The organism is Streptomyces sp. NPDC042259 (assembly GCF_055582085.1).
Genome location: NZ_JBVJDW010000010.1, coordinates 86684 through 106747, shown reverse-complemented (window position 1 = coordinate 106747; position 20064 = coordinate 86684). Strand labels below are relative to the sequence as shown.

Genomic DNA, 20064 nt, shown 5'->3' with positions numbered 1-20064 from the left:
CGCCTTCGCGCGAAGTGTGTGCGATGCTCTTGTCCGTGCGCGCCATACATCGTCTGCACGCCTTGGACTGGCTGGCCGGCGGGCTGCTGGCCTGCGGTCTCCTCTGCCTTGCCACCGGGCTGCTGCCGGCCGGGCCGGCCGGGGACGCGATGGTCCGCATCGCCCCGCTGCTGGCCTTCCTGGGCACGGTCATCGTGCTGGCCGAACTCACGAGCCGGGCCCAGGTGTTCGACGTCGTGGCGTCGGCGGTGGCGCGGGCGGGGCGCGGGAGCTACCCGGTGCTGTTCGTCCTGTGCGTGGTGTTCGCCTCGGTCACCACGATCACCCTCAATCTGGACACGACGGCGGTGCTCCTGACGCCGGTCATGCTGGCGCTGGCCTCGCGGGTGGGGATCGCGGCCGTGCCGCTGGCGATGACCACGGTGTGGCTGGCCAATACGGCCAGTCTGCTGCTGCCGGTGTCGAATCTGACGAACCTCCTGGCCGCCGACCGGGTGGCGCTGTCGCCGGCGGGCCTGGCCGCGCGGATGTGGGCGCCCCAACTGGTCTCGATCGTGGTGACGATGGGGTGCCTGTGGCTGTTCTTCTGGCGGCGCGGCCGGCGCGGCTCGGCCGGCTATGTGCCGCCGGCGGCGCACCGTCCCGCCGACCGGGTGCTCTTCCGGGTCTGCGGGCTGGCCTGCGCGGGGTTCCTGCTGGCCATTCTGCTCGCCGACATCCCGCTGTGGATGGCGTCGGCGGCGGCGGCCCTGGTCGCGGCCGCGGCCTTCGCCGTGCGGCAGCGGTCGGCGCTGCGGCCGTCCCTGGTCCCGTGGCGTCTGCTGGTCCTGGTGCCCGGGCTGTTCCTGGTGGTGGAGACGGTCAACGTCAACGGGCTGCACGACGCGCTGTCGGCGGCGGTGGGGACGGACGGCGGGCTGCTGGGCATGTTCCGGGCGGGGGCGGTCGGCGGTGGGATGTCCAATGTGCTCAACAATCTGCCGGTGTACCTGGCCGCGGAGTCGGCGGTCCCGGTGGGCAACCACGATCAGCTGCTGGCCCTGCTCATCGGCACCAATGTGGGCCCGGTGGTGACCCCTTGGGCCTCATTGGCCACCTTGCTGTGGTTCGAGCGCTGTCATGCCCAGGGGGTCCGGGTCTCGCTGAAGGTGTTCCTGGGCACCGGCGCGGTACTGGCGACGGCCGGTGTCCTGGCGTCCGTGGCGGCCCTCGCGGTGACGCGGTGAACCCGGGCGCGCCCGGTGCGCCGCTCAGCGCGCGCCGTCGGTCACGCTCCGCCCGACCAGGTCCAGCAGGTGGGGGAGGTCCCCGGGGCGGGCCGCGACGAAGCTGCGGTCGGTGTCCGGGCCCGTGACACCGGGGTGGAAGGGCCTTCCGTCCAGGGTGCGGATCTCCAGCCCCGCCTCGGCGGCCAGCAGCGCGCCGGCGGGCAGGTCGATGGCCTCCGCGCGGTAGCCGACGAACCCGTCGATGTCACCGCGGGCGAGCATGGACCAGGTCAGCAGCGGCGCCCAGAGCTGGAGCAACCGCCGGGAGCGGGCCTCCAGTACCTCCTTGAGACCGTGCGCGGCCCGGTCGTCGCGCGCCACGCCGTGGCCCTGGGTCCAGGCGAGCAACGGCCCGGCGGGTGAGGGCGGCCGGGCGGGGCAGCGCAGTCGCCCGTGCGGCCCGTAGGCGCCGCGGCCGGCCGCGGCGGTCCAGGTCCGGTCGGTGACCGGATCGTGCACGACGCCGACCGCGGGCACGTCGTCGACGCACAGGGCGATGCCGACGACGTAGGCGGGCAGTCCGATGACGACGTTGTTGCTGCCGTCGAGCGGGTCCACCAGCCACGTGCGGCGCGGGGGCCCGCCGGTGGCGTCGCCCTCCAGCGTGCCCGCCTCCTCGGCGAGGATCCGGTCGTGCGGGAAAGCGTCCCGGATCCGCCCGACGACCAGGCGCTCGGCCATCAGGTCGAGTTCGGTGACCACGTCACCGTGATCACCCTTGGCGCGGACGCCGTAGTCGTCCTGGAAGCGCGAGCGCAGCAGCGCGCCCGCTTCCCGGGCGGCGGCGACGGCCAGTCGCCGCTCGGCCGTGAAGTGCCCCGCGAACTCCCCGTCGGGGGCGCCGGGGTCGGGTGCCGCGGTCCGGCCGCGCGTGCTATCGGGGGTGAGGGGAGTGAGGCGCATCGATCCTCCTGAGGACGGTGCGGGCTGTCCGGGCCGTCTGGGCGGCGTCGCATGTCTGTCGTACCACCCGGTGACCGCGGCCATGCACCGGCCCGAGGGAGAGGTCGAAGCGCCCGGGGCGCGCACGGCCGAGCAGCAGGGTGGCGGCGAAGCCGCCACGCGGTACGACGGACGTGTGGAACTCCCCCGCCGCGAGGGTGTAGATCTCACCTCCCGTCACGGTCTGCTCGGGGCCCGGTTCGCAGCTCACCAGGCGTGAAGTCGGCCGGATGTCGTCCACCCCGGCGGGGTCGCTGCGCACCTCGAAGACCCGGTGGGTGGGTACGTCCGGGTGTTCGCGCACCCGGACCCGCAGATTGCCCACGCTCCCGTACAGCACACAGCTGGTCAGCTCCCAGCTGTGCGAGTGGACGGGCGAGGTGGTCGGTGCCGCCTGCGCGGCGCCGGGCAGGCCGGTGCCGAAGACGTGCAGGCAGACACCGCGGTCGCCGTCGCGCTCCACGGGCAGGCAGAGGAAGCCGAGCGGGTGGCGGACGGCGCGCAGCTCCCGCCGCCCGGAGGCGATCTCGTCGAGGGCCGAGGCGGCCGCGTCGAACAGGCCCGCCACCGCCTCGTCGCGGTCCACGGACCGCTCGAAAAGCCGGTAGTCCACGGGTTTGCGCACTCGAAGCTCACCTCCGGTACGGATTCTCCGGGTGCAGCGCCTTGTCGATGATGTCGCTGACGTCCCGGTCGGTGAACGCGGCGGGGAGGGGCAGTCCGAGCCCCTCGAAGAGCCGGTACACCTCGTCGACCGTCGGCTCCTCGCCGAGGGGCTCGGTGCGGACCAGGTCGAGGGTGACCGCCTGCTCCCGGCTCTGGTGGAGTTCGGTGACGTAGTAGTCGTAGAGCGGCCGGTTCCGCTCGACCAGAAGATTGACCCGGCGCGGGTCGTCCTGGGTGATGATCAGGCAGGACGAGGACAGGTCGAAGCGCAGGGTGGGCACGACGGAGGACAGGTGGACACCGATCTCCAGGGTGTCCAGCCGCTGCCGGTACCAGCACGCGGCGAGCACCGTGGCGAAGGATTCCTTGCGGGTCCGGTCGGCGCTCCAGGCGTCGGGCGGTACGACGTCCAGCTGGTGCGCGAAGGTCTGCCGGAAGCGGGCGTAGGCCGCGCACGCCTGGTCGTCGGCGGGGTTGACGATGTCGATCTTCACGGCCAGGGAGCGGCGCTGGCGCTGCGCCTCTTGGACACAGACCGGCAGGGTCACGGCGCGCAGATATGTCCCGGTGCCGCCCTTGAAGATCCAGTGGTCGGTGTTCTGCCGCGCCTGCTCCAGGGCCCGTTCGAGCTCGGCGCCGGACAACGACCGCACCATGGTGAGGTCTTCGAGGGCGTGCCGGGTGCCGGTGGTCGCCTCGCGGATGTCCGCGATGCGCCGGCGCCGCTCGGTCAGCGTCCCGAAGACGAGCGCGGCCAGGACCAACAGGGTCGCGCCGGAGGTGACGTTGGCGTCGACGTTCTGGTCGAAGATGTCCAGCAGGCCGATGATGAGGGCGGCGCCGGTGGCGACGACGCCGTCGATGTTCTTGATGGTCCAGGAGACGGCCTTTTCGACCCGGCCCCCCGGATCCGTGGTTGTGCGCGCCACTGTTCCACCCTCTCCCCCGGATACCGGTCATGGTAGGAGGGGACGGAGCCCGGCGACCAGGTTTCCGCTTCGCGCGGGTGCGATCCGGGCCATCGCCGCGCGGCTCGGCCCGGATCGCGGCGAGGGCGGTTCACCGGGCGGCCGGCAGCAGTTCCCCGGTGGGGCCGGTGGCGGTGACGTGCCCGGCCTCCAGGAGGTGGACGGTGTCGGTGTGGGCGGCGACGAGGTGGAGTTCGTGGCTGACGAGGACCAGCGTCAGCCCGTGTCCGGTTTTGAGCCGGGTGAGCAGTTCCATGACGGCGGTGGCGGTGTCCGGGTCGAGGGCGGAGGTGACCTCGTCGCACAGCAGGACGTCGGGTCCGGGGGCCAGGGCGCGGGCGATGGAGGCGCGTTGGCGCTGGCCGCCGGAGAGTTCGTGGGGGTAGCGCCCGGCGAAGTCGGCGGGCAGGCCGACGTCGTGGAGGAGCCGGGTGACGCGGTGGGCGATGTCCGGCTTGGGGGTGGTGCGGTGGAGGCGGAGCGGCCGGGCGAGGGTGGCTCCTATGGTGCGGGTGGGGTTGAGGGCGCCGAGCGGGTTCTGCGGGACCAGTTGGATGCGGCGTTGTGCTTCGCGGTCGCGGGCGCGTGCGGTGGCCGGCAGCGGCCGCCCGTCGAGGGTGAGGGTTCCGGCGGCCGGGCGGCGCAGTCCGGCCAGTACGCGCAGCAGGGTGGTCTTGCCGGAGCCGGAGGGGCCGACGACGGCGGCGGCGGTGCCGGGTGCCGCCGCGAAGTCGACTCCGGCCAGGGCGCGGTGGATCCGGCCGCCCTGGGCGAAGTCCACCTCGACCCCGTGGGCGGCCAGGCCGGACCCCGGCGTGGCGGGGCCGGGGCGCTCCGCCCGGGGCCGCGGAGGGCCTGTCAGGCGGATCTTCGCGGGCTCCCGGCGTCCGGCACGCCCGTCCGCGGCGTTGTCCCGGTCACCGGAGTGCGCCTGGTACAGGGGCGGCGCTGCGCTGTGCGATCGCACGCACCCGGCGCCGCCGGCCGATCCACGGCGGTTCGCCGGAGGGACCTTGGGCGCGGGAACCGCCGACGGTGCCGCCGGGGCGCGGGGCGTACCGAGGGCGATCACGTCGTCGGCGCAGCGCTCGACGAGTTCGGGGTCGTGGCAGGCGAGGACGACGGCGAGGTTCCGGGTGGTGGCGAGGCGGCGCAGCAGGCCGGCGATCTCGTCGCGGAGGGCGGTGTCGAGGCCCGCGGTGGGTTCGTCGAGGAGGAGGACCTCGGGTGCGCGGGCGAGGGCCCGGGCGAGGGCGACCCGGCGCTGCTGGCCGCCGGAGAGGGCCACCGGGCGGCGGTCGGGCAGCCCGGTGGTGGTGGGCAGGCGGCACTCGGCCAGCAGGTCCAGGACGGCGCGGGGGGAGGGGTCGACGGCGGTCTCGGCCACGAGCCGCCGCACGCGCATCCGGGGGTCGAGGGCGGAGCCGGGGTCCTGGCCGACGTAGGCCACCCGGTGGCGGCGCAGCCGGCGCAACCGGTCGGCGGGGAGGGCGAGGACGTCGTGGCCGAGCACCTCGACCGTGCCGGACTCGACCCGGGCGCCGGCGGGGAGGTCGCCGATGAGGGCGCGCAGCAGGGTGGTCTTGCCCGAACCGGAGGGGCCGGTCAGGGCGCTCACGCGGCCGCGGCGTGCGGTGAGGGTGGTGCGCGCGAGCAGCCGGGGGCCGTCGGGCAGATGGACGGCGAGGTCGGTGACCCGTATCGCGGGCGGGTGGTCGGTCATGGCCGGGCGGGGCTCCTCCGCGGTGCGGGGCTGGGTATGTGGCTGGGCTGGGGTGGGTGGAGGGTCGGCCGGGGTCATCGGGCGGCGGCCGCCGTGTGCCGTCGCGCGGTGGGCGCGAGGGCGTCGGCGGCCAGGTTGACGCTGACGGCCAGCAGAGCGATGGCGGCGCCGGGCGCGAGGACGACCCAGGGGTTGAGCAGGGCGCCGGGAGCGTTCTCACGGATCATCAGGGCCCAGTCGGCTTCCGGTGGGCGCGGGCCCAGTTGAAGGAAGCCGGCCATGGCGATGACGTAGACGGCGGCCACGAAGCGCAGCCCGAACAGGGCCAGGACGGTGGCCCGCAGGTTGGGCAGGATCTCCCGTAGGGCGAGGTACCACAGCCGTTCCCCGCTCGCGGTGGCCGCCTCGACGAACCCGCCGGCGGCGACGGGTGCGGCGGCACCGGCGACGACGCGTACCGCGTAGGGGACACCGAGGGCGACGGCGGCGACGATCACGGCGAGGCGGCCGCCGCCGGGCCAGGCCGCCGCGAGCAGCATCAGGCCCAGGACGGGGGGCAGCAGGATGGCGAGGTCGGCGCCGCGTTCGAGGAGCCTGCCGAGGGTGGGCCGCAGGACGGCGAAGCAGCCCAGCACGGTGGCGGCGCCGGTGACGAGGAGGGCCACGACCAGTGCGCCGGCGATGAGTTCGCTGCCGCCGTGCAGCATCCGGCTCAGCACGTCGCGGCCCAGTTGGTCGCCGCCGAGGGCCGCCGGGCCGCCGGGGGCGGCGTAGGGGGCGGTGACGGGGCGGTCGAGGGGGTGCGGGGCGAGCAGGGGGCCGGCGAGGGCGAGCAGGGTCAGCAGGAGGCCGGGAGCCACCCGCATCAGGACCCGGCCCCGGGCGCGGCGGGGCCGGGGCGGGGCGGGGGCGTCGGCGCTCATGGGCGGGCTCCCAGGGTGCGGGCGCGGACGAGGTCCGCGCCGAGCAGGACGAGGCTGATGACGGCTCCGGTACAGGCCACGACCCCGGCGATGACGGGGGTGTCGCGGTCGGTGACGGAACCGGCCAGGACGGTGCCGAGCCCGGGGTAGTTGAAGAGGGTCTCCACCACGACCGCGCCGCCCAGCAGCAGGCCGGCGGAGGTGGCGGCGCCGGCGGCGATGGCGGGCCAGGCGCCGGGCAGGGCGTGGCGGAGCAGCACGCGGCGGGGCGTCAGCCCGTCGAGGTGGGCGGCGATCACATGCGGGGCCGTGGCCTGGTCGGCCAGGGCGCCGCGGACGATCCGGGCGTTCCACCCGGTCTGCGGGACGGCGAGCGCCAGGACGGGCATGATCAGCATGGTCCAGGAGGCGGGTGTGCCGTCCGCGGTGGTCATGGTGGCGGCGGGCAGCCAGCCGGTCCACAGCGACAGGGGCAGCAACAGCCCCACGGCGACGACGAATTCGGGCAGGGCCAGGGTGACGGTCGAGGTGAGGCCGATGACGCGGTCGGCCGGCCCGCCGGGGCGGACGGCCGCCCAGCAGCCCAGGGCGAGGGCCGAGACGAGGGTGAGGGCGAAGGCGGCCCCGCCCAGCAGGAGCGTGTTGGGCAGGGGGGCGGACAGCAGGCCGGTGACGCTCTCCCCGCGTGCGGAGGTGCCCAGATCGCCGGTGGGCAGCGCCGTCATCCAGTCGGCGAACCGCTCCCACAACGGCCGGTCCAGGCCGAGCAGATGTCGGCGGGCCGCGGTGTCCGCCGCGCTCTCGCCGCGTTCGGCCGCGGCGGACGCCGCGTCACCGGGGAGCAGTTCGACGGTGGCGAACACGACGGCGAGCAGGACGCACAGCAGGGCGGCGCGCTTGGCGAGCAGGACACCGGCCCGGGCGGCCGCCGCCGCGGCCCGGCGCGGTGCCGGGGCCGCCGCCTGATGGGGGGCGGCCCCGGGCCGTGCCGTCGGCGTCCGGCTCAACGCGACAGCCAGACGTTCTCGAGCTGGACGCGTCCGTAGCCGGGCAGCCTGGGCAGATCGCGCACCTTGGGGGCGGCCAGGTCGATGCCGTCGGCCATGCCCCACAGCAGATAGCCGGACTTCTCGTGCTCGATCAGCTGGAGTTCGCGCAGGGACGCGGCACGGGCCTTTTTGTCGGCGGTGCCGATGACCTTGCGGTAGGTGTCGTCGAACCGCTTCTCCGACCAGCCGGCTTCGTTCTGCCCGGCGCCGGTCGCCATGGTCTTCGAGGCGAAGAACACCACGGAGTCGTTGGTTCCCCAGTAGTTGGTGTAGAAGTCGCCCTTGAGCCAGGTCTTCTCGTAGAAGGCACCGGACTCCTGCTTGACGACCTTGACCTTGATGCCGGCCTCGCGGGCCTGGGTGGCGAAGAGGGTCGCGGATTCGGCGAGCCCGGCGATGTCCTCGGTGGTGACGAGTTCGTAGGTCCTGGAGAAGTCGAAGCCGGCTTCTTCCAGGAGCTTCCTGGCCTTGTCGAGGTCGCGCCGGCGCTGGGGGATGTCGTGGGCGTAGGCCGGGTCGCCGGTGCCGAGGATGTCGTTGGCCACGGTGCCGTAGCCGGAGAGGACCTGCTTGACCATGGCCTCCCGGTCGACGACGAGCTTCATGGCCTCCCGGACCCTGGGGTCGGCGAAGGGGCCTTCGGAGGTCCGCATGACGATCGGCATCGCCATGTCGTTGGGGCGGCGGGTGATCTTGACGTCCTTGCGCGAGGCGGCGGTGCGGGCCGCGACGGCGCCGACGTTGGAGGCCACGTCGATCTGACCGCCCAGCAGTGCGTTGGCCATGGCCTGGGGGCTTTCGAACATGGTCACCTCGATGGCGTCGAGGTGGACCGGTCCGCCGTGCCACTTGTCGTTGCGCAGCAGACGGGCGTTGCCGCCGCGGAACCAGTCGAGCCTGAAGGGGCCGGTGCCCGGGGCCTTGGCGATCTCCTTGTCGGGGGTGTCCTTCTTCAGGACGAACGTCGACAGGCGGGTCAGCAGGGGCAGATCGGCGTTGGCGTCGTCGGAGACGAGGACGACGGTGTCCTTGCCGTCGGCGGTGATGTTCTCCGCCTTGATGCCCGGCAGCCGGCCCGCGCCCGCGGGGGTGTTGCGGAGTCTGCGCAGCGACCACACCACGTCGTCGGCGGTGACGGGCGAGCCGTCGTGGAAGGTGGCGCCCTTGGCGATGGTGAAGCGCCAGGTCTTGAGGTCCTCGGAGGACTTCCAGCCGGAGGCGAGGCGGCCGACGGTGTTGTCCTTGAGGCCCGGTGCGGTGAGGGTGTCGTAGACCAGGGCGATGATCAGGTAGTCGCTCTCGTTGCCCTGGACTCCGTGCGGGTCACGGGTGGTGGCGGAGGCGCGGCCGAGCGCGCCTATGCGGAGCGTGCCGCCCTTTCGGGGTATGCCACCGGCGGAGTCCGCCGATGCCGCGTCCGTGCCGTTCTCGCCGCCCCCGCAGGCGGCGAGCAGCGCGGCCGCGCCCACGCCCCCGCCGGCCCACAGCGCCTGGCGCCTTGTCCAATTCACGTGGTCCTCGTTCCGCCGCAGTTGGTCCTACTTAGGTTTGGCTACCCTAAAGACGAGCCTGATCGCAACTGTGCGTGAGCATTGAATCGAAAGACGAATCCCCCTCAACCTCCGCTTCACGCCCATGAGTTGCAAAAAATCGGACGAAGTGGACTACCGTTCGGTAAGGTTTGCCTAACCTAATTTCGATGGTAGCTTCCTCGGCAACCGCTGACGCGACCACCGCGTTTCCGCCATATGCCGCACCCCCTTCCAGGTCGTCGAGCGCGCTCCGCCCTGCCCCACGGCGTTTCCCGCGCCCTGTCCGGAAGCGGGCCCCCGCCCCACCTCACGAAACGGATGAATGCGCCATGAGCACGGGAGCCGCACCCGTCCGCCTGCTCGACTCCGCCTCGGCAGACGGACTCCACCGGGCCGCCGCCGCGATCCTCACCGAATTCGGCACCTCCGCCGCCTCCCCCGAACTCCTCGCCCGCGTCGCCGAATCGGCCGCGGAGCTGAGCGAGCCGGTCCGGCACCATCTGCGGCCCGTGGACACCGACGACGGGCTGTTCGTCCTGCGCGGCCTGACCGTCGACGACACCGGCATCGGCCCCACACCCGCCGGGTGGGCCGCCGCCGGGGACGCCGGCGCCGTCCACGACATCGTGATGCTGCTGCTCGCCACGGTCATGGGCGACCCCATCGCCTGGCGGGGGCAGCAGGACGGCCGGTTCGTCCACAACATCGTTCCCGCGCCCGGCCACGAGCGGGAGCAGACCGGGGCCAGCAGCGACGTCCTGCTCAGCCCGCACACCGAGGACGCCTTCCACCCCGGTCGCGCCCATCTGCTGATGCTCGGCTGTCTGCGCAACCACGACCACATCGCCACCACCGCCGCGAGCATCCGCAAGGTACGGCTGGACGACGCCGACCTCGACACGCTCACCCGCCCCGTTCTGCCGATCCTCCCGGACGACGCCTACACCGAGGCGCGCGGCTTCGAGGGGCTCCCGCCGGACGTCCCCACGCTTTGGCGGTCCCCGAGCGGCCTCACCCTGCGCTTCGACCCCGCCTATACCCCGCTGGAGCGGGCCGCCCCCGAATACCGGGCGGCCTACCGACGTCTGGAGGCCGAACTCGCCCGGGTCTCCGTCGCGGTGAGCCTCGCCCCCGGCGAGGTGCTCGTCGTCGACAACGACCTCGTCGTGCACGGCCGGGTTCCCTTCCGGGCCCGCTACGACGGCACCGACCGCTGGCTCAAGCGCGCTTCGGTGCGGGTTCCCGGCCGGGCCACCCGTCCCCCGGCCGAGGCCACCGAGCACGGCTACGGCCAGGCCGCCGCCCTGGCCCGCGCCGCCTGACCCGCCTTCGGCGACGACCACCAGACGAGGAGCGAGACATGACCGCCACCCCCGCCACCACCGGCGAGCCCCGGATATCCGACGCCGCCGGCACACCCGCCGACGACACGACCCTGCGCCTGCTGTCCACCAGCGACCTCGCGGGCATCGACATCTCCCTCACCGACGTCGTCGCCACGGTGGAAGGCGCCTACCGCACCCTGGCCGCCGGGCACTCGGACAACCCGCGCAAGCTCACCGTCAAGCCCGCCGACGGCCACTCCGTCTCCTACGCGATGCTCGGGCGCGACGGTTCCCGCGACGTCGTCGCCGTCAAGACCTCGTACAAGCACGGCCTGCACCAGGGGCGCGCGGAGCAGCACTACTACACCTCCCTCACCCTCTACGACGACACCACCGGTCTGCCCGTGGCGATGATGGACTGCGGCCGCGTCGGCTCCCTGCGCACCCCGGCCGTCTCCGCGCTGCTGGCCCGCGAGTGCGCCGCCCCCGGCGCGCGCGGCGCGCTGGTGATCGGCACCGGCACCCAGGGGCGGCTGGCCCTGCCGTTCCTGCTCACCACGCTGCCGGAGCTGGACCGGCTGATGCTCTTCGGCACCCACCCCGAGGGAATCGAGGCGGTCCGCGCGCAGTTGCGCGCCCACTTCCCCGACCGGGACGTCGAGGTCGTCACCGACGCACGGGCCGCCGCAGCGGACGCCGACGTCATCGTGGCCACGGCGGGAGCCCACACCCCCGCGGCGATCGAGGCCGACGACCTGAAGCCCGGGGCGCTGTCGATCCTCGTCGGCCACGGCCTGGCCCCCTCCACACTGCTCCGCGCCGACCGCGTCGTGGCCACCAGCGAGGCGCAAATGCGGGTGACGGGCACCGACATGGCGGACCCGGACGGCGACTTCCCCGCCGTGGACACCGAGTTCCCCCCGGTCCTCGCGGGCACCGCGGCCGGCCGCGCCACACCGGAGCAGCGGATCTTCGCCTACAACAGCGGCCTGGTCGTCACCGACATCGCCCTCGGCCACCGCTTCGCGCAGCTCGCCATCGAACGGGGCCTGGGAACACGGGTGCCGCTGTGGCGCTGACCGGCATACCCGTGCCCCCCGTGGCCCCTTCTCCCGTCCCACCGGCCCCGCCCGCACGGCTTCCCGTGCCCACGCTGCCCGCGCACCCCGATCTCCAGACGGACGCGGTCCTCGACAGCGGCCTTCTCCACGAGCTGGCCCACGCCTTCGGCGGGCCCTTCCACTTCCTGCTCCCGCAGCGCTTCGACGCCAACCTCACCGCGTTCCGGGCGGTACTGGACGACGCGGGGGTGGACGGGCGCGTGTACTACGCGAAGAAGGCCAACAAGGCCGCCGCGTGGATCGAACGCTGCGCGGCCACCGGCACCGGGGTGGACGTCGCGAGCCCCGGCGAACTCCGCGAGGCCCTCGGTCACGGGGTGCGCGGCGACAGTGTCGTGGTGACGGGCCCGGCCAAGAACGAGGAACTGCTGCGTATCGCCGTCCTCCAGGGAGCCCTGATCGCCGTCGACTCCCTCGACGAACTGGACCGGCTCATCGCGCTGGCACGCACCGGCCCGTCCCGCCCCGCCCGGCTGCTGTTGCGCCGGCTCCCCCCGGCACAGCCGCACAGCCGCTTCGGCCTGGACGAGGCCGAGCTGGCCCGGGCGCTGGAGCGATGTGTCCAGGCGGGTGACGCCGTTCGGATGGAGGGGTTCAGCTTCCATCTGTCCGGCTACGCCACCCAGCCACGCGCCGATCTCGCCGGGCAGCTCGTCGACCTCTGTCTCCAGGCCCGCGTGCGGGGGCTGCAGGCCGACCGGATCAGCATCGGCGGCGGATTCGCCGTCGACTACGCGGCGGCCGACGACTGGCACGCCTTCCTGGCGGCGCAGCGGCCCGAGCACTACCACGCCCGCAAGGCCTTCTCGGCCCCCGACTTCTACCCGTACCACTCGCCGGTCGCCGGGGCGGACGCCCTGCGGGCCGTCCTGGCCGCCGTCCCCGAGGGCGGCCGGGACACGCTGGCCGGCCGGCTCCGCGCGAGCGGCACGGTCCTGCTGCTGGAGCCCGGCCGGGCCCTGCTGGACCGGGCCGGTGCCTCCGTCTTCCGCGTCCAGGGGGTCAAGGACCGCGACGGGTACCGGATCCTCATCGTCGACGGGACGAGCCTCAGCCTGTCCGAGCAGTGGTTCAACAGCGAGTACCTCCCGGACCCGGTGCTGGTGACTCCGGACGGGCGGGCCCTGCCGGACCCGGCCGGCACGGCCTTCCCCGCGTCGGTGGGGGGCGCGAGCTGTCTGGAGTCCGACCTGCTGACCTGGCGGAAAATTCCCTTCCCCACCCGCCCCTCGGTGGGTGACCTGCTGGTCTACCGCAACACCGCCGGATACCAGATGGACTCCAACGAGTCGCCGTTCCACGATCTGCCGCTGCCGCCCAAGGTCGTCCTCGACGACACCGGTGGACGGCCCCGCTGGCGCCTGGACCGCCGCCCCGCCTGCTGACACTCTCTCCCCGCCCCGCCTGCCACAGGAGTTCCCCCATGAACGAGGCACTGGCGCGCCCCGCCGTGGTCTCCCGCATCTCCGACCTCATCGGATACACCCCGCTGTTCGAGCTGTGCCGGACCGAGAACGGCAGCCGGCTGCTCCTCAAACTGGAGATGTACAACCCGACCGGCACCGCCAAGATCCGGATGGCCCGGCAGATGGTGCTCGACGCCGAGGCCCGCGGCGCACTGCGCCCCGGCGGCCGCGTCATCGAATCCACCTCCGGCAACACCGGCCTGGGACTCGCCGTGATCGCCGCCGAGCGCGGCTACACCTTCACCGCCGTCGTCGACCGCCACGCCTGCGTGGACAAGCTGCGCGGGATGAGGGCTCTGGGCACCGAACTCGTCTACGTGGCCGACGACGGCACCGGGGAACTCGCCACCGCCGCCCGGGAGGAACTCGCGGCGGACATGGCCCGGGGCCGGGACAACACCGTCTTCACCGAACAACACAACAACCCCAGCAATGGTGCCGGTTACTTCCCCGTGGCCCATGAGCTCCACCAGGCCCTCGACGGCCGGATCGACGTCCTCATCGGCGCGGTCGGCACCGGCGGCGCCCTGTGCGGCACCGCCCGGGAGCTGCGCACGCTCCTCCCCGGTGTGCGCACGGTCGGTGTGGAGCCCAAGGGGTCCATCGCCTTCGGCGGCCCCGCCCACGACTACTACCAGTCGGGAACCGGCACCCCCGAAGGCGCCGAGATCGGCGCACTGGTCGACTTCGACCTGATCGACGAGGGCGTGAAGGTCGGTGACGTCGAGGCGTTCGCCACCGCCCGCGCCGTGGCCCGTACCGGCCTGCTCATCGGCGGCTCCGCGGGCGGTGTGGTGTACGAGGCGCTGAGCCGCCTGCCGTCGCTGCCGCCGGGCGGCACCATGGTCGCTCTGGTCAACGACGGCGGCGAGAAGTACTTGGACACCGTCTTCGACGACGACTGGATGAACGCCCGGAATCTGATCGACCTCGCGGTGGAGCGCGAGATCGACGAGACGCTGACCAAACTCCGCGGGAACTGATGCCATCCATGCAGCCGCTCACCCTCCTGCGCGACAGCCGCGCGCTGGCCGCCCTCGCCGTCCCCCTCGTCCTCACCCAGCTCGCCCAAGTGGCGCTGACCACCACCGACACGGTGCTGATGGGGGTCCTCGGCACCCAGGCCCTGGCGGCCGGCGGCCTGGCCCTCGTCCTCTTCAACCAGCTCCGCACCATGGGCGTGGGGCTCGTCACCTCGGTGGGCAACCGGATCGCGGCCGCCGCGGCCCGCGCCGAACGGACCGGCGGCACCGGTGCCGACCCGGCGGCGGGGGGCGACGAGGTCGTCGGGATCGTCCGCGCGAGCATGGCGGTGGCCACGCTCGCCGGGGTCGCCGGGGCCGTCCTGATGGTCCTCGTCGGGCAGGGCCTCACCTGGCTCGGCCAGGACGCCACGGTCGCCGGCCGCGCGCGGACGATGCTGCTGGCGCTGGCCCCGGGGCTGCTGCCGTGTCTGTGGTTCCAGGCGATCCGGCAGTTCACCGTCGGCATGCGCCGCCCGCAGGCACTGCTGCGGATCACCCTCGCCTCGGTCGCCGTCAACGCGGGCCTCGACTGGCTGCTGATCCACGGCACCTGGGGGCTGCCCGAGCTGGGCCTGCCGGGCATCGGCGTGGCCACCTCGACCGTCTATCTCCTGTCCTTCCTCGCCCTGTACCGCTCGGCGAAGCGGGACACCGTCCTCGCCCCGCTGCTCGGCCTGAACGTCCTGAAGGCCGACCGCGCGACCGTGCGCGAACTCGTCCGGCTGGGCGTCCCCATCGCCGCGACCTACGGTTCGGAGGCCGGCTTCTTCTCGGTCACCGCGCTGATGGCCGGTTCCTTCGGGAGCGCCGCCCTCGCCGCCCACACCGCCGTGAACCAGCTCGTCTACATCGTCTTCCAGGTCGCCGTGGGGCTCTCCCACGCCGCGTCCATCAACGTCAGCCGCGAGCTGGCCCTCGGCCGCCCCGACGCCGCCCGGCGCATCAAGAACACCGCCCTCACCTGTGCCGCCGCCGTCATGACCGTCGTCGCCGTCGGCTACGCCACGCTGCCCGGGCTGGTGCTGCGCCCGTTCCTCGACACCGGCGCCACGGGCGACGACGAGGCCGTCACGATCGCCACCCGGCTGCTCTTCGTCATCGCCTTCCTCCAGTTCTTCGACTGCGCCCAGAACATCGGCGTCGGTCTGCTGCGGGGTCTCGACGACACCAAGAGCGGCTTCCGCATCACCCTCGTCGGCTATTGGCTCGTCGGTCTGCCCGCCGCCTGGCTGCTGGGCTACCCGGCGGGACTCGACACCCTCGGTATCTGGCTCGGTCTGCTCCTCGGCCTCGCCACCACGGCGGTCCTGCTGCTGCGCCGCTACGGCAGCGGTCTGCGCGCCCACGGCCTCGCCCGGGAGCCCGTCACCGCAGGTTAGGAGGGTCCGGCACCGGCCCCGGTCCCGGCGCGGCCCCGGCCGCCCGGATCGGGGCTTTGCCCCTTTGGCACCGGTTCCCGCCACGCCCCGACCGGATCCGACCCGTATTGACGGCTTGCGCGGCGCCCATCACCATGGGTTTCCCCCCTGGCGCCGAGGAAGTGCCGCTGACGGTCGGCGGGCCCGACTCCTCGCCCACAGGGGCGAACAGATCGATGATTCCGTTCCTCCGCCGGCCGAGGGCGACGCGCGCGGACCGCCGCCGGGAAGCCGAGGGAACGGCACGGCGCCCGCGGGGAAAAGCGACACGGTCCGGCCCTGGACAGCCCGTCATCACACCTACCAGCAAGAGGAGTTGGCGCGATGGGCGATGGGACGATACGGCACATCGGCTCTTCGAGTGATCCGCCGCTCGGGACGTCCGACGACATACCCACCCTGGGCGTCGAGGAGGAGTTCGTCCTCGTCGACAGCCATTCGCGGGCCGCGGTCGGCTGCGCGCCGGTGGTCATCAAGGGCGCCCAGGGCGTCCTCGGCGACCAGGTCGGCGCGGAGATCTTCCCGACCATGGTCGAGACCCGCACGCACCCCGTCACCACGCTCGACGATCTGTACAAGGAGTTGTCCCGGCTGCGCGCGGGCGTCGCGGCGGCCGCCGCCGAATACGGCTGCCGGGCGGTGGCGTCCGGCACCGTGATCATTCCCTCCCGGGGCCCGCTGGAGGTCACCGATCAGATCCGCTATCTGCGCATGGCCTCGGAGTTCGGCCCGCTGGTCACCGGGGACCAGGGCACCGGCGTCTGCGGCTGCCACATCCATGTGGGGGTCGCCGCCCGGGAGCAGGCCGTCCAGCTCGCCAACCATCTCCGGCCCTGGCTGCCCGCGCTCCAGGCCCTCGCCGCCAACTCGCCGTTCCACGCGGGCCGGGACAGCGGATACGCCAGTTGGCGGACGATGCGCTGGGCCCAGTGGCCGGGCGCCGGTCCCGCACCCCTGCTCCCCGACGCGACGGCGTACGACACGCTCGTGGACACCCTCGTCACCTCCGGCATGCTGGTGGACCGCAGGATGGTCTATTGGTACGCCCGCCCCTCCGAGCACTGCCCCACCGTGGAGATCCGGGTGGCCGACGTCAACGCGGACGTGGACACCGTGATCCTCCTGGCCGGTCTGACGCGCGCGCTCGCGGCGGTACTGCTGGCCGACGTCCGGCGCGGCGTCCCGGCGCCCGGCGTCCTCGACCCGCTGCTGCGCGCGGCGCACTGGCGGGCCGCCCGGGACGGCCTGACCGGGCGCGGCGTCGACCCGGCGACGGGGGGCCACCACCCGGCCGTCGAACGCGTCGACCGGCTGCTGCGCCGCGCGGCACCCGCCTTGGAGGCGGCGGGCGATCTGTCCCTCGTCCGGGATCTGTGGCGGCGCCGGCGCCTGACCGGCGGTGGCGCCGACCGGCAGCGGGAGGCTTTCCGCCGGCGCGGCGACCTGTGCGACGTCGTGGACCTGCTCACCGTGGGCACCGACCAGGGCTGACGGCCGGACGACGGCCCGCCGGTGGGCGGCGCCCGGCGGACACGCCCTAGGCGTTCAGCGGCCCAGCAGAGCGCCGGTGACGCCGGCGACGCCACCGAGCAGCCCGTCGACCACGCCGCTCGGCGGCGCCTGCCGCTGGGCGGACGGGCCGCCCGCCGGCCGCGCCGTCGGCGCGGTGGGCGCACCGGGCGCGGGCGCCGGGGGCGGGGGCGGGGACGACAGCGGGGGTGTCACGGCCCGCCCGGGTGCCGGGGACGTCCCGGAGGCGGCCTCGGCGACGGTCCGGGCGGCGCCGTCGGCGGCGACGGCGGGAAGGGCGGCGAGGGCGGACACATCGGGCACCCAACCGGCCGCCGGTGCCCCGGCCGCCCGCCCCGGCTCCCGGGGCCCGTCCCCGGCGCGCGGTGGCGGTGTCACGGTCCCGGCCGGGCGCCCCACCGTGTGCCGGACCTTCGGGCGCGCGGAGAAGTCGACGTCGGACGGCCCGGTGGATGCCGTCCCGGCCGGCTTGCCGCCCTTGTCCCGGCGGGTGGCGGCGGTGGGCTCGGCCGGGTCGTCGACGGGGTCGGGCACCGGCTCGAAGCGGGGTTCGGAACGCGCTTCGGCGGCGGTGTTCCCGCCCGTCGTCTGGAAGGTCAAGGCCAGTGCCCCCGCCACACCCATCATGGTGGCCGCTTTGATCGCCGTGGCATGGGCGCGCATCACACGGTTGGGCTGACTGTGCCTACCCATAGGGCTTCCTCCGGGTCGTACCGCTCACTGTGAGGCACCAGTCATACTGTGGTGCGGGGCGCGCTCGATGGCTTATACGGACTTGTTACACGGCGGCATACAGACCTGGTACACAGGGCGACTTGGTACGGACGAAGGGCTACAGCCTCTCCGGGCAGGCCGCCGCCCTGCTCCAACCGGACACCTGAGCCCCGGGATTCACCCACGGATCGCCGCAATCCGCCGTGGAGGACAGCGGGTTCCCGGTGCGCGGGATCGCTTTCGGGCCAGTCCCCCCGCTCGACGGCACGGCCCTCTCCGCCTTCGGCCGCCCTCCGTTTCGGCCGGGTGGCCGACGCGGGGGCGGCGGGCCGCGCGGGGCCGTCACCGGCTACGTACGAGTGAACATGCCCCGGTCGGCAGGCCGGACCCGGCCGGTACGGGTAGGCCTGGAGGAACAAGAGGTGAACAAGAGCCGGCGGGGACAGGGAAAGGCATGGGACATGGCGGATGAGGACCTGGGAAGTCTGCTGGACGGCCTGCTCGGCGGCGGCCGGAGCGGGACGGGCCAACTGCTGGCAGCCCTCCTGGGCACGCTCGGCGACAGCGGACAGGGCGGGGGGAACCCGCTCGCCGCGCTGCTGAGCGAACTCCGGGACGGCGGGCTGGAGGGCAAGGCCCGCTCCTGGGTGGGCCGGGGTGCGAACGAACCGGTCACCGGGGCGGAGGTCGCCCAGGCCCTGCCGTACCAGACGCTGGACCGGGTCGCACAGCAGGCGGGCATCACCCCGGAGGACGCCGCCGACCAGCTCGCCGCGGCCCTGCCGGAAGCGGTCGACAAGCTCACTCCCGACGGCGAGGTGCCGCAGGGCGCACTGGAGGACGTGATCAAGGCGCGGCTCTGAGGGCCCCGGTCGGCTTGACCCGGCCGGGGCCGGCGCGCCGGTCGTGACGGCGCGTTCGCCCCGGTCATCGGTGCCGCCGCCACGGAACCCGTGCTTCCGGCATGAGTGGGTCGGCTGTTTAGCATGGGGCCCATGAGCACTCGCGTCGTTCGTTTCCCCGAGCAGGGTCTGCCGGGCACCGTCGTCTATTACAACGATCCCTCCACAGCCGAAGCCGACGGTCAGGGCGGCCCGGTCGAGGTCACGCCCCGCGGCGCGGTCGAGGTCCCGGCCGAGGCCCAGCTCGTCTACGCGGCCGAGGCCGACGGACACAGCCTGGCCGGCCTGGCGGAGCTGCCGCCCGACACCTTCGTCGTGGTGGACCTGGGCGACGCGACGGACGAGGCGCTCCGGGCGGTTGGAAGGCTCCGCGGCCTGCGGACCCTCATCCTGACCGGCGACTTCACCGACGAGGGGGTGCGCGCCCTCGGCGGCCTGTCCGAGCTGGGCGACCTCGTCCTGGACTCCCCCCGGTTCACCGGCGCGGGCCTGGCCGCGCTGGCCGGATCCGAGGCCCTCGCCTCCCTGGACTCCCTGGTGCTGTGCGGCGGCGGCGCCTTCGAGCCCGCTTCGCTCCGGCAACTGGCGGGCCGGCACCAACTCGGCACCCTCACCATCGAGAACACGCCGGTCGACGACGCGCTGGCCGACGCCGTGCTCACCCTCGCTCCCCCGCTGACCGACCTGTCCGTGGCCGAACGCCCCGGCCACGAGCTGGACCTCGCGGTGCTGGAGCGTCTGCTGTCCACGGGGCTGGCGGTCAACGGCATCTCCGCTCCCCCGGAGAACGCCGCCGTCTTCGCCCGCGCCGCCGCGGACGCCGCGGCCCTCGACGAGGACACGGACGAGGAACTGGAGGCCGTCGCCGAGGAGCGCGGCGGGGTGCTCCGCGACATCGTCCGGGAAGCGGACCTGGACGCGCTGCTGGCGGGCCCCGTGCCGGTGCTCGTCGATCTGACCGCGCCGTGGTGCGGCCCGTGCGGGCTGCTCACGCCCGTGCTCGAGGACATCGTCGAGGCGTGCGGGGACACCCTGGTCGGTGTGAAGATCGATGTCGACGAGGCGGAGTGGGCGCAGGAACGGTTCGACGCCCTGAGCGTCCCCACCGTCGTCCTGATGCGCGACGGCTCCGAGGTCTTCCGCTTCAGCGGCGCGTGGCCGCCCCGGCGGATCACCGAATGGCTGACGGCGGCGGGGATCCACGGCTTGGGTTAGCCCGTACGTCTCGCCTGGTCGGCGGTTTTTCGACTACGAGCCGGTGGTGCCGCTTGCGGCGACGAGGCGCCTTTTGCCTGGCCGGCGGCTTTTCGGCTACGGGCTGGATGCGGCTGAGGCCAGCCGAATCCAGCCCGTCCGGCGATTGAGGACAACCGCCGCGCAGCGGTGGTGCCGACGGACTCCGGCGGTTTTTCGGCTACCAGCCCGTCTTGCCGCCTACGGCGGCGAGGCGCCCTGCGGGCGTGTCCTCAAGCGCCGGACGGGCTGGATTGGG

General features: G+C 73.8%; 17 protein-coding genes. 9 read left to right on the top strand and 8 right to left on the bottom strand.

The genetic code is table 11. The annotated features are described in order from the left end of the window. The first annotated feature begins 23 nt into the window (after positions 1 to 23). Entirely contained in the window at positions 24 to 1226 is a 1203-nt protein-coding gene (locus ACZ6MA_RS24810) for an ArsB/NhaD family transporter (RefSeq protein WP_469436137.1), read from the top strand. Positions 1227 to 1250: 24 nt separating this feature from the next. On the opposite strand, the gene ACZ6MA_RS24805 is transcribed toward ACZ6MA_RS24810, so the two are convergent. From ACZ6MA_RS24805 to ACZ6MA_RS24775, 7 genes are all read right to left on the bottom strand, one after another. Continuing rightward, on the bottom strand, positions 1251 to 2171 hold the full coding sequence (locus ACZ6MA_RS24805; protein WP_469436136.1) for an inositol monophosphatase family protein: 921 nt from the start codon (positions 2169 to 2171) through the stop codon (positions 1251 to 1253). Then, on the bottom strand, positions 2143 to 2835 hold the full coding sequence (locus ACZ6MA_RS24800) for a hypothetical protein (protein WP_469436135.1): 693 nt from the start codon (positions 2833 to 2835) through the stop codon (positions 2143 to 2145). Before ACZ6MA_RS24800 ends, ACZ6MA_RS24805 begins: the two co-directional genes overlap by 29 nt. 7 nt (positions 2836 to 2842) lie before the next feature. Then, positions 2843 to 3805: a hypothetical protein gene (locus tag ACZ6MA_RS24795; protein ID WP_469436134.1), complete on the bottom strand. Its 963-nt coding sequence runs from the start codon at positions 3803 to 3805 to the stop codon at positions 2843 to 2845. A gap of 130 nt (positions 3806 to 3935) precedes the next feature. Continuing rightward, complete coding sequence (locus ACZ6MA_RS24790; protein ID WP_469436133.1) at positions 3936 to 5567, bottom strand: ABC transporter ATP-binding protein; 1632 nt, start codon at positions 5565 to 5567, stop codon at positions 3936 to 3938. A gap of 74 nt (positions 5568 to 5641) precedes the next feature. Then, positions 5642 to 6490: an ABC transporter permease gene (locus ACZ6MA_RS24785; RefSeq protein ID WP_469436132.1), complete on the bottom strand. Its 849-nt coding sequence runs from the start codon at positions 6488 to 6490 to the stop codon at positions 5642 to 5644. Next, positions 6487 to 7497: an ABC transporter permease gene (locus ACZ6MA_RS24780; protein ID WP_469436131.1), complete on the bottom strand. Its 1011-nt coding sequence runs from the start codon at positions 7495 to 7497 to the stop codon at positions 6487 to 6489. The genes ACZ6MA_RS24785 and ACZ6MA_RS24780 overlap by 4 nt, the downstream gene beginning before the upstream one ends. Then, complete coding sequence (locus ACZ6MA_RS24775) at positions 7494 to 9050, bottom strand: ABC transporter substrate-binding protein (RefSeq protein WP_469436130.1); 1557 nt, start codon at positions 9048 to 9050, stop codon at positions 7494 to 7496. The genes ACZ6MA_RS24780 and ACZ6MA_RS24775 overlap by 4 nt, the downstream gene beginning before the upstream one ends. A gap of 350 nt (positions 9051 to 9400) precedes the next feature. On the opposite strand from ACZ6MA_RS24775, the gene ACZ6MA_RS24770 reads away from it, so the two are divergent. From ACZ6MA_RS24770 to ACZ6MA_RS24745, 6 genes are all read left to right on the top strand, one after another. Next, on the top strand, positions 9401 to 10393 hold the full coding sequence (locus ACZ6MA_RS24770) for a TauD/TfdA family dioxygenase (protein WP_469436129.1): 993 nt from the start codon (positions 9401 to 9403) through the stop codon (positions 10391 to 10393). Between the two features lie 38 nt (positions 10394 to 10431). Further along, on the top strand, positions 10432 to 11475 hold the full coding sequence (locus ACZ6MA_RS24765; protein ID WP_469436128.1) for an ornithine cyclodeaminase family protein: 1044 nt from the start codon (positions 10432 to 10434) through the stop codon (positions 11473 to 11475). Positions 11476 to 11540: 65 nt separating this feature from the next. Next, the gene (locus ACZ6MA_RS24760; RefSeq protein ID WP_469436127.1) at positions 11541 to 12902 is read left to right on the top strand and encodes a type III PLP-dependent enzyme domain-containing protein; all 1362 of its coding nucleotides are present in this window, start codon (positions 11541 to 11543) and stop codon (positions 12900 to 12902) included. Between the two features lie 38 nt (positions 12903 to 12940). Next, entirely contained in the window at positions 12941 to 13966 is a 1026-nt protein-coding gene (locus ACZ6MA_RS24755; RefSeq protein WP_469436126.1) for a cysteine synthase family protein, read from the top strand. Then, entirely contained in the window at positions 13966 to 15387 is a 1422-nt protein-coding gene (locus ACZ6MA_RS24750; protein WP_469436125.1) for an MATE family efflux transporter, read from the top strand. Before ACZ6MA_RS24755 ends, ACZ6MA_RS24750 begins: the two co-directional genes overlap by 1 nt. A gap of 363 nt (positions 15388 to 15750) precedes the next feature. Further along, positions 15751 to 16917, top strand: coding sequence for a carboxylate-amine ligase (locus ACZ6MA_RS24745; protein ID WP_469436124.1), 1167 nt, complete (start codon positions 15751 to 15753; stop codon positions 16915 to 16917). A 54-nt stretch (positions 16918 to 16971) separates the two neighbouring features. Here the strand turns inward: ACZ6MA_RS24745 and ACZ6MA_RS24740 are convergent, their stop codons facing one another. Continuing rightward, complete coding sequence (locus tag ACZ6MA_RS24740; protein WP_469436123.1) at positions 16972 to 17649, bottom strand: hypothetical protein; 678 nt, start codon at positions 17647 to 17649, stop codon at positions 16972 to 16974. Positions 17650 to 18131: 482 nt separating this feature from the next. Between ACZ6MA_RS24740 and ACZ6MA_RS24735 the strand changes: the two genes are divergently transcribed. Together ACZ6MA_RS24735 and ACZ6MA_RS24730 are read left to right on the top strand one after the other, a co-directional pair. Beyond that, positions 18132 to 18533 carry a YidB family protein gene (locus ACZ6MA_RS24735; protein ID WP_469436122.1) on the top strand — a complete coding sequence of 134 codons (402 nt, stop codon included), beginning with the start codon at positions 18132 to 18134 and terminating at the stop codon, positions 18531 to 18533. A gap of 132 nt (positions 18534 to 18665) precedes the next feature. Beyond that, positions 18666 to 19787 carry a thioredoxin family protein gene (locus ACZ6MA_RS24730; RefSeq protein ID WP_469436121.1) on the top strand — a complete coding sequence of 374 codons (1122 nt, stop codon included), beginning with the start codon at positions 18666 to 18668 and terminating at the stop codon, positions 19785 to 19787. Positions 19788 to 20064: the final 277 nt, after the last annotated feature.

Excerpts from the sequence above, each read along its gene's own strand:
- ACZ6MA_RS24770 (WP_469436129.1), top strand. The coding sequence starts at position 9,401 with ATGAGCACGGGAGCCGCACCCGTCCGCCTGCTCGACTCCGCCTCGGCA.
- ACZ6MA_RS24735 (WP_469436122.1), top strand. The coding sequence starts at position 18,132 with ATGGCGGATGAGGACCTGGGAAGTCTGCTGGACGGCCTGCTCGGCGGC.
- ACZ6MA_RS24750 (WP_469436125.1), top strand. The coding sequence starts at position 13,966 with ATGCCATCCATGCAGCCGCTCACCCTCCTGCGCGACAGCCGCGCGCTG.
- ACZ6MA_RS24740 (WP_469436123.1), bottom strand. The coding sequence starts at position 17,649 with ATGGGTAGGCACAGTCAGCCCAACCGTGTGATGCGCGCCCATGCCACG.
- ACZ6MA_RS24785 (WP_469436132.1), bottom strand. The coding sequence starts at position 6,490 with ATGAGCGCCGACGCCCCCGCCCCGCCCCGGCCCCGCCGCGCCCGGGGC.
- ACZ6MA_RS24765 (WP_469436128.1), top strand. The coding sequence starts at position 10,432 with ATGACCGCCACCCCCGCCACCACCGGCGAGCCCCGGATATCCGACGCC.
- ACZ6MA_RS24730 (WP_469436121.1), top strand. The coding sequence starts at position 18,666 with ATGAGCACTCGCGTCGTTCGTTTCCCCGAGCAGGGTCTGCCGGGCACC.
- ACZ6MA_RS24755 (WP_469436126.1), top strand. The coding sequence starts at position 12,941 with ATGAACGAGGCACTGGCGCGCCCCGCCGTGGTCTCCCGCATCTCCGAC.
- ACZ6MA_RS24745 (WP_469436124.1), top strand. The coding sequence starts at position 15,751 with ATGGGCGATGGGACGATACGGCACATCGGCTCTTCGAGTGATCCGCCG.
- ACZ6MA_RS24810 (WP_469436137.1), top strand. The coding sequence starts at position 24 with ATGCTCTTGTCCGTGCGCGCCATACATCGTCTGCACGCCTTGGACTGG.
- ACZ6MA_RS24805 (WP_469436136.1), bottom strand. The coding sequence starts at position 2,171 with ATGCGCCTCACTCCCCTCACCCCCGATAGCACGCGCGGCCGGACCGCG.
- ACZ6MA_RS24790 (WP_469436133.1), bottom strand. The coding sequence starts at position 5,567 with ATGACCGACCACCCGCCCGCGATACGGGTCACCGACCTCGCCGTCCAT.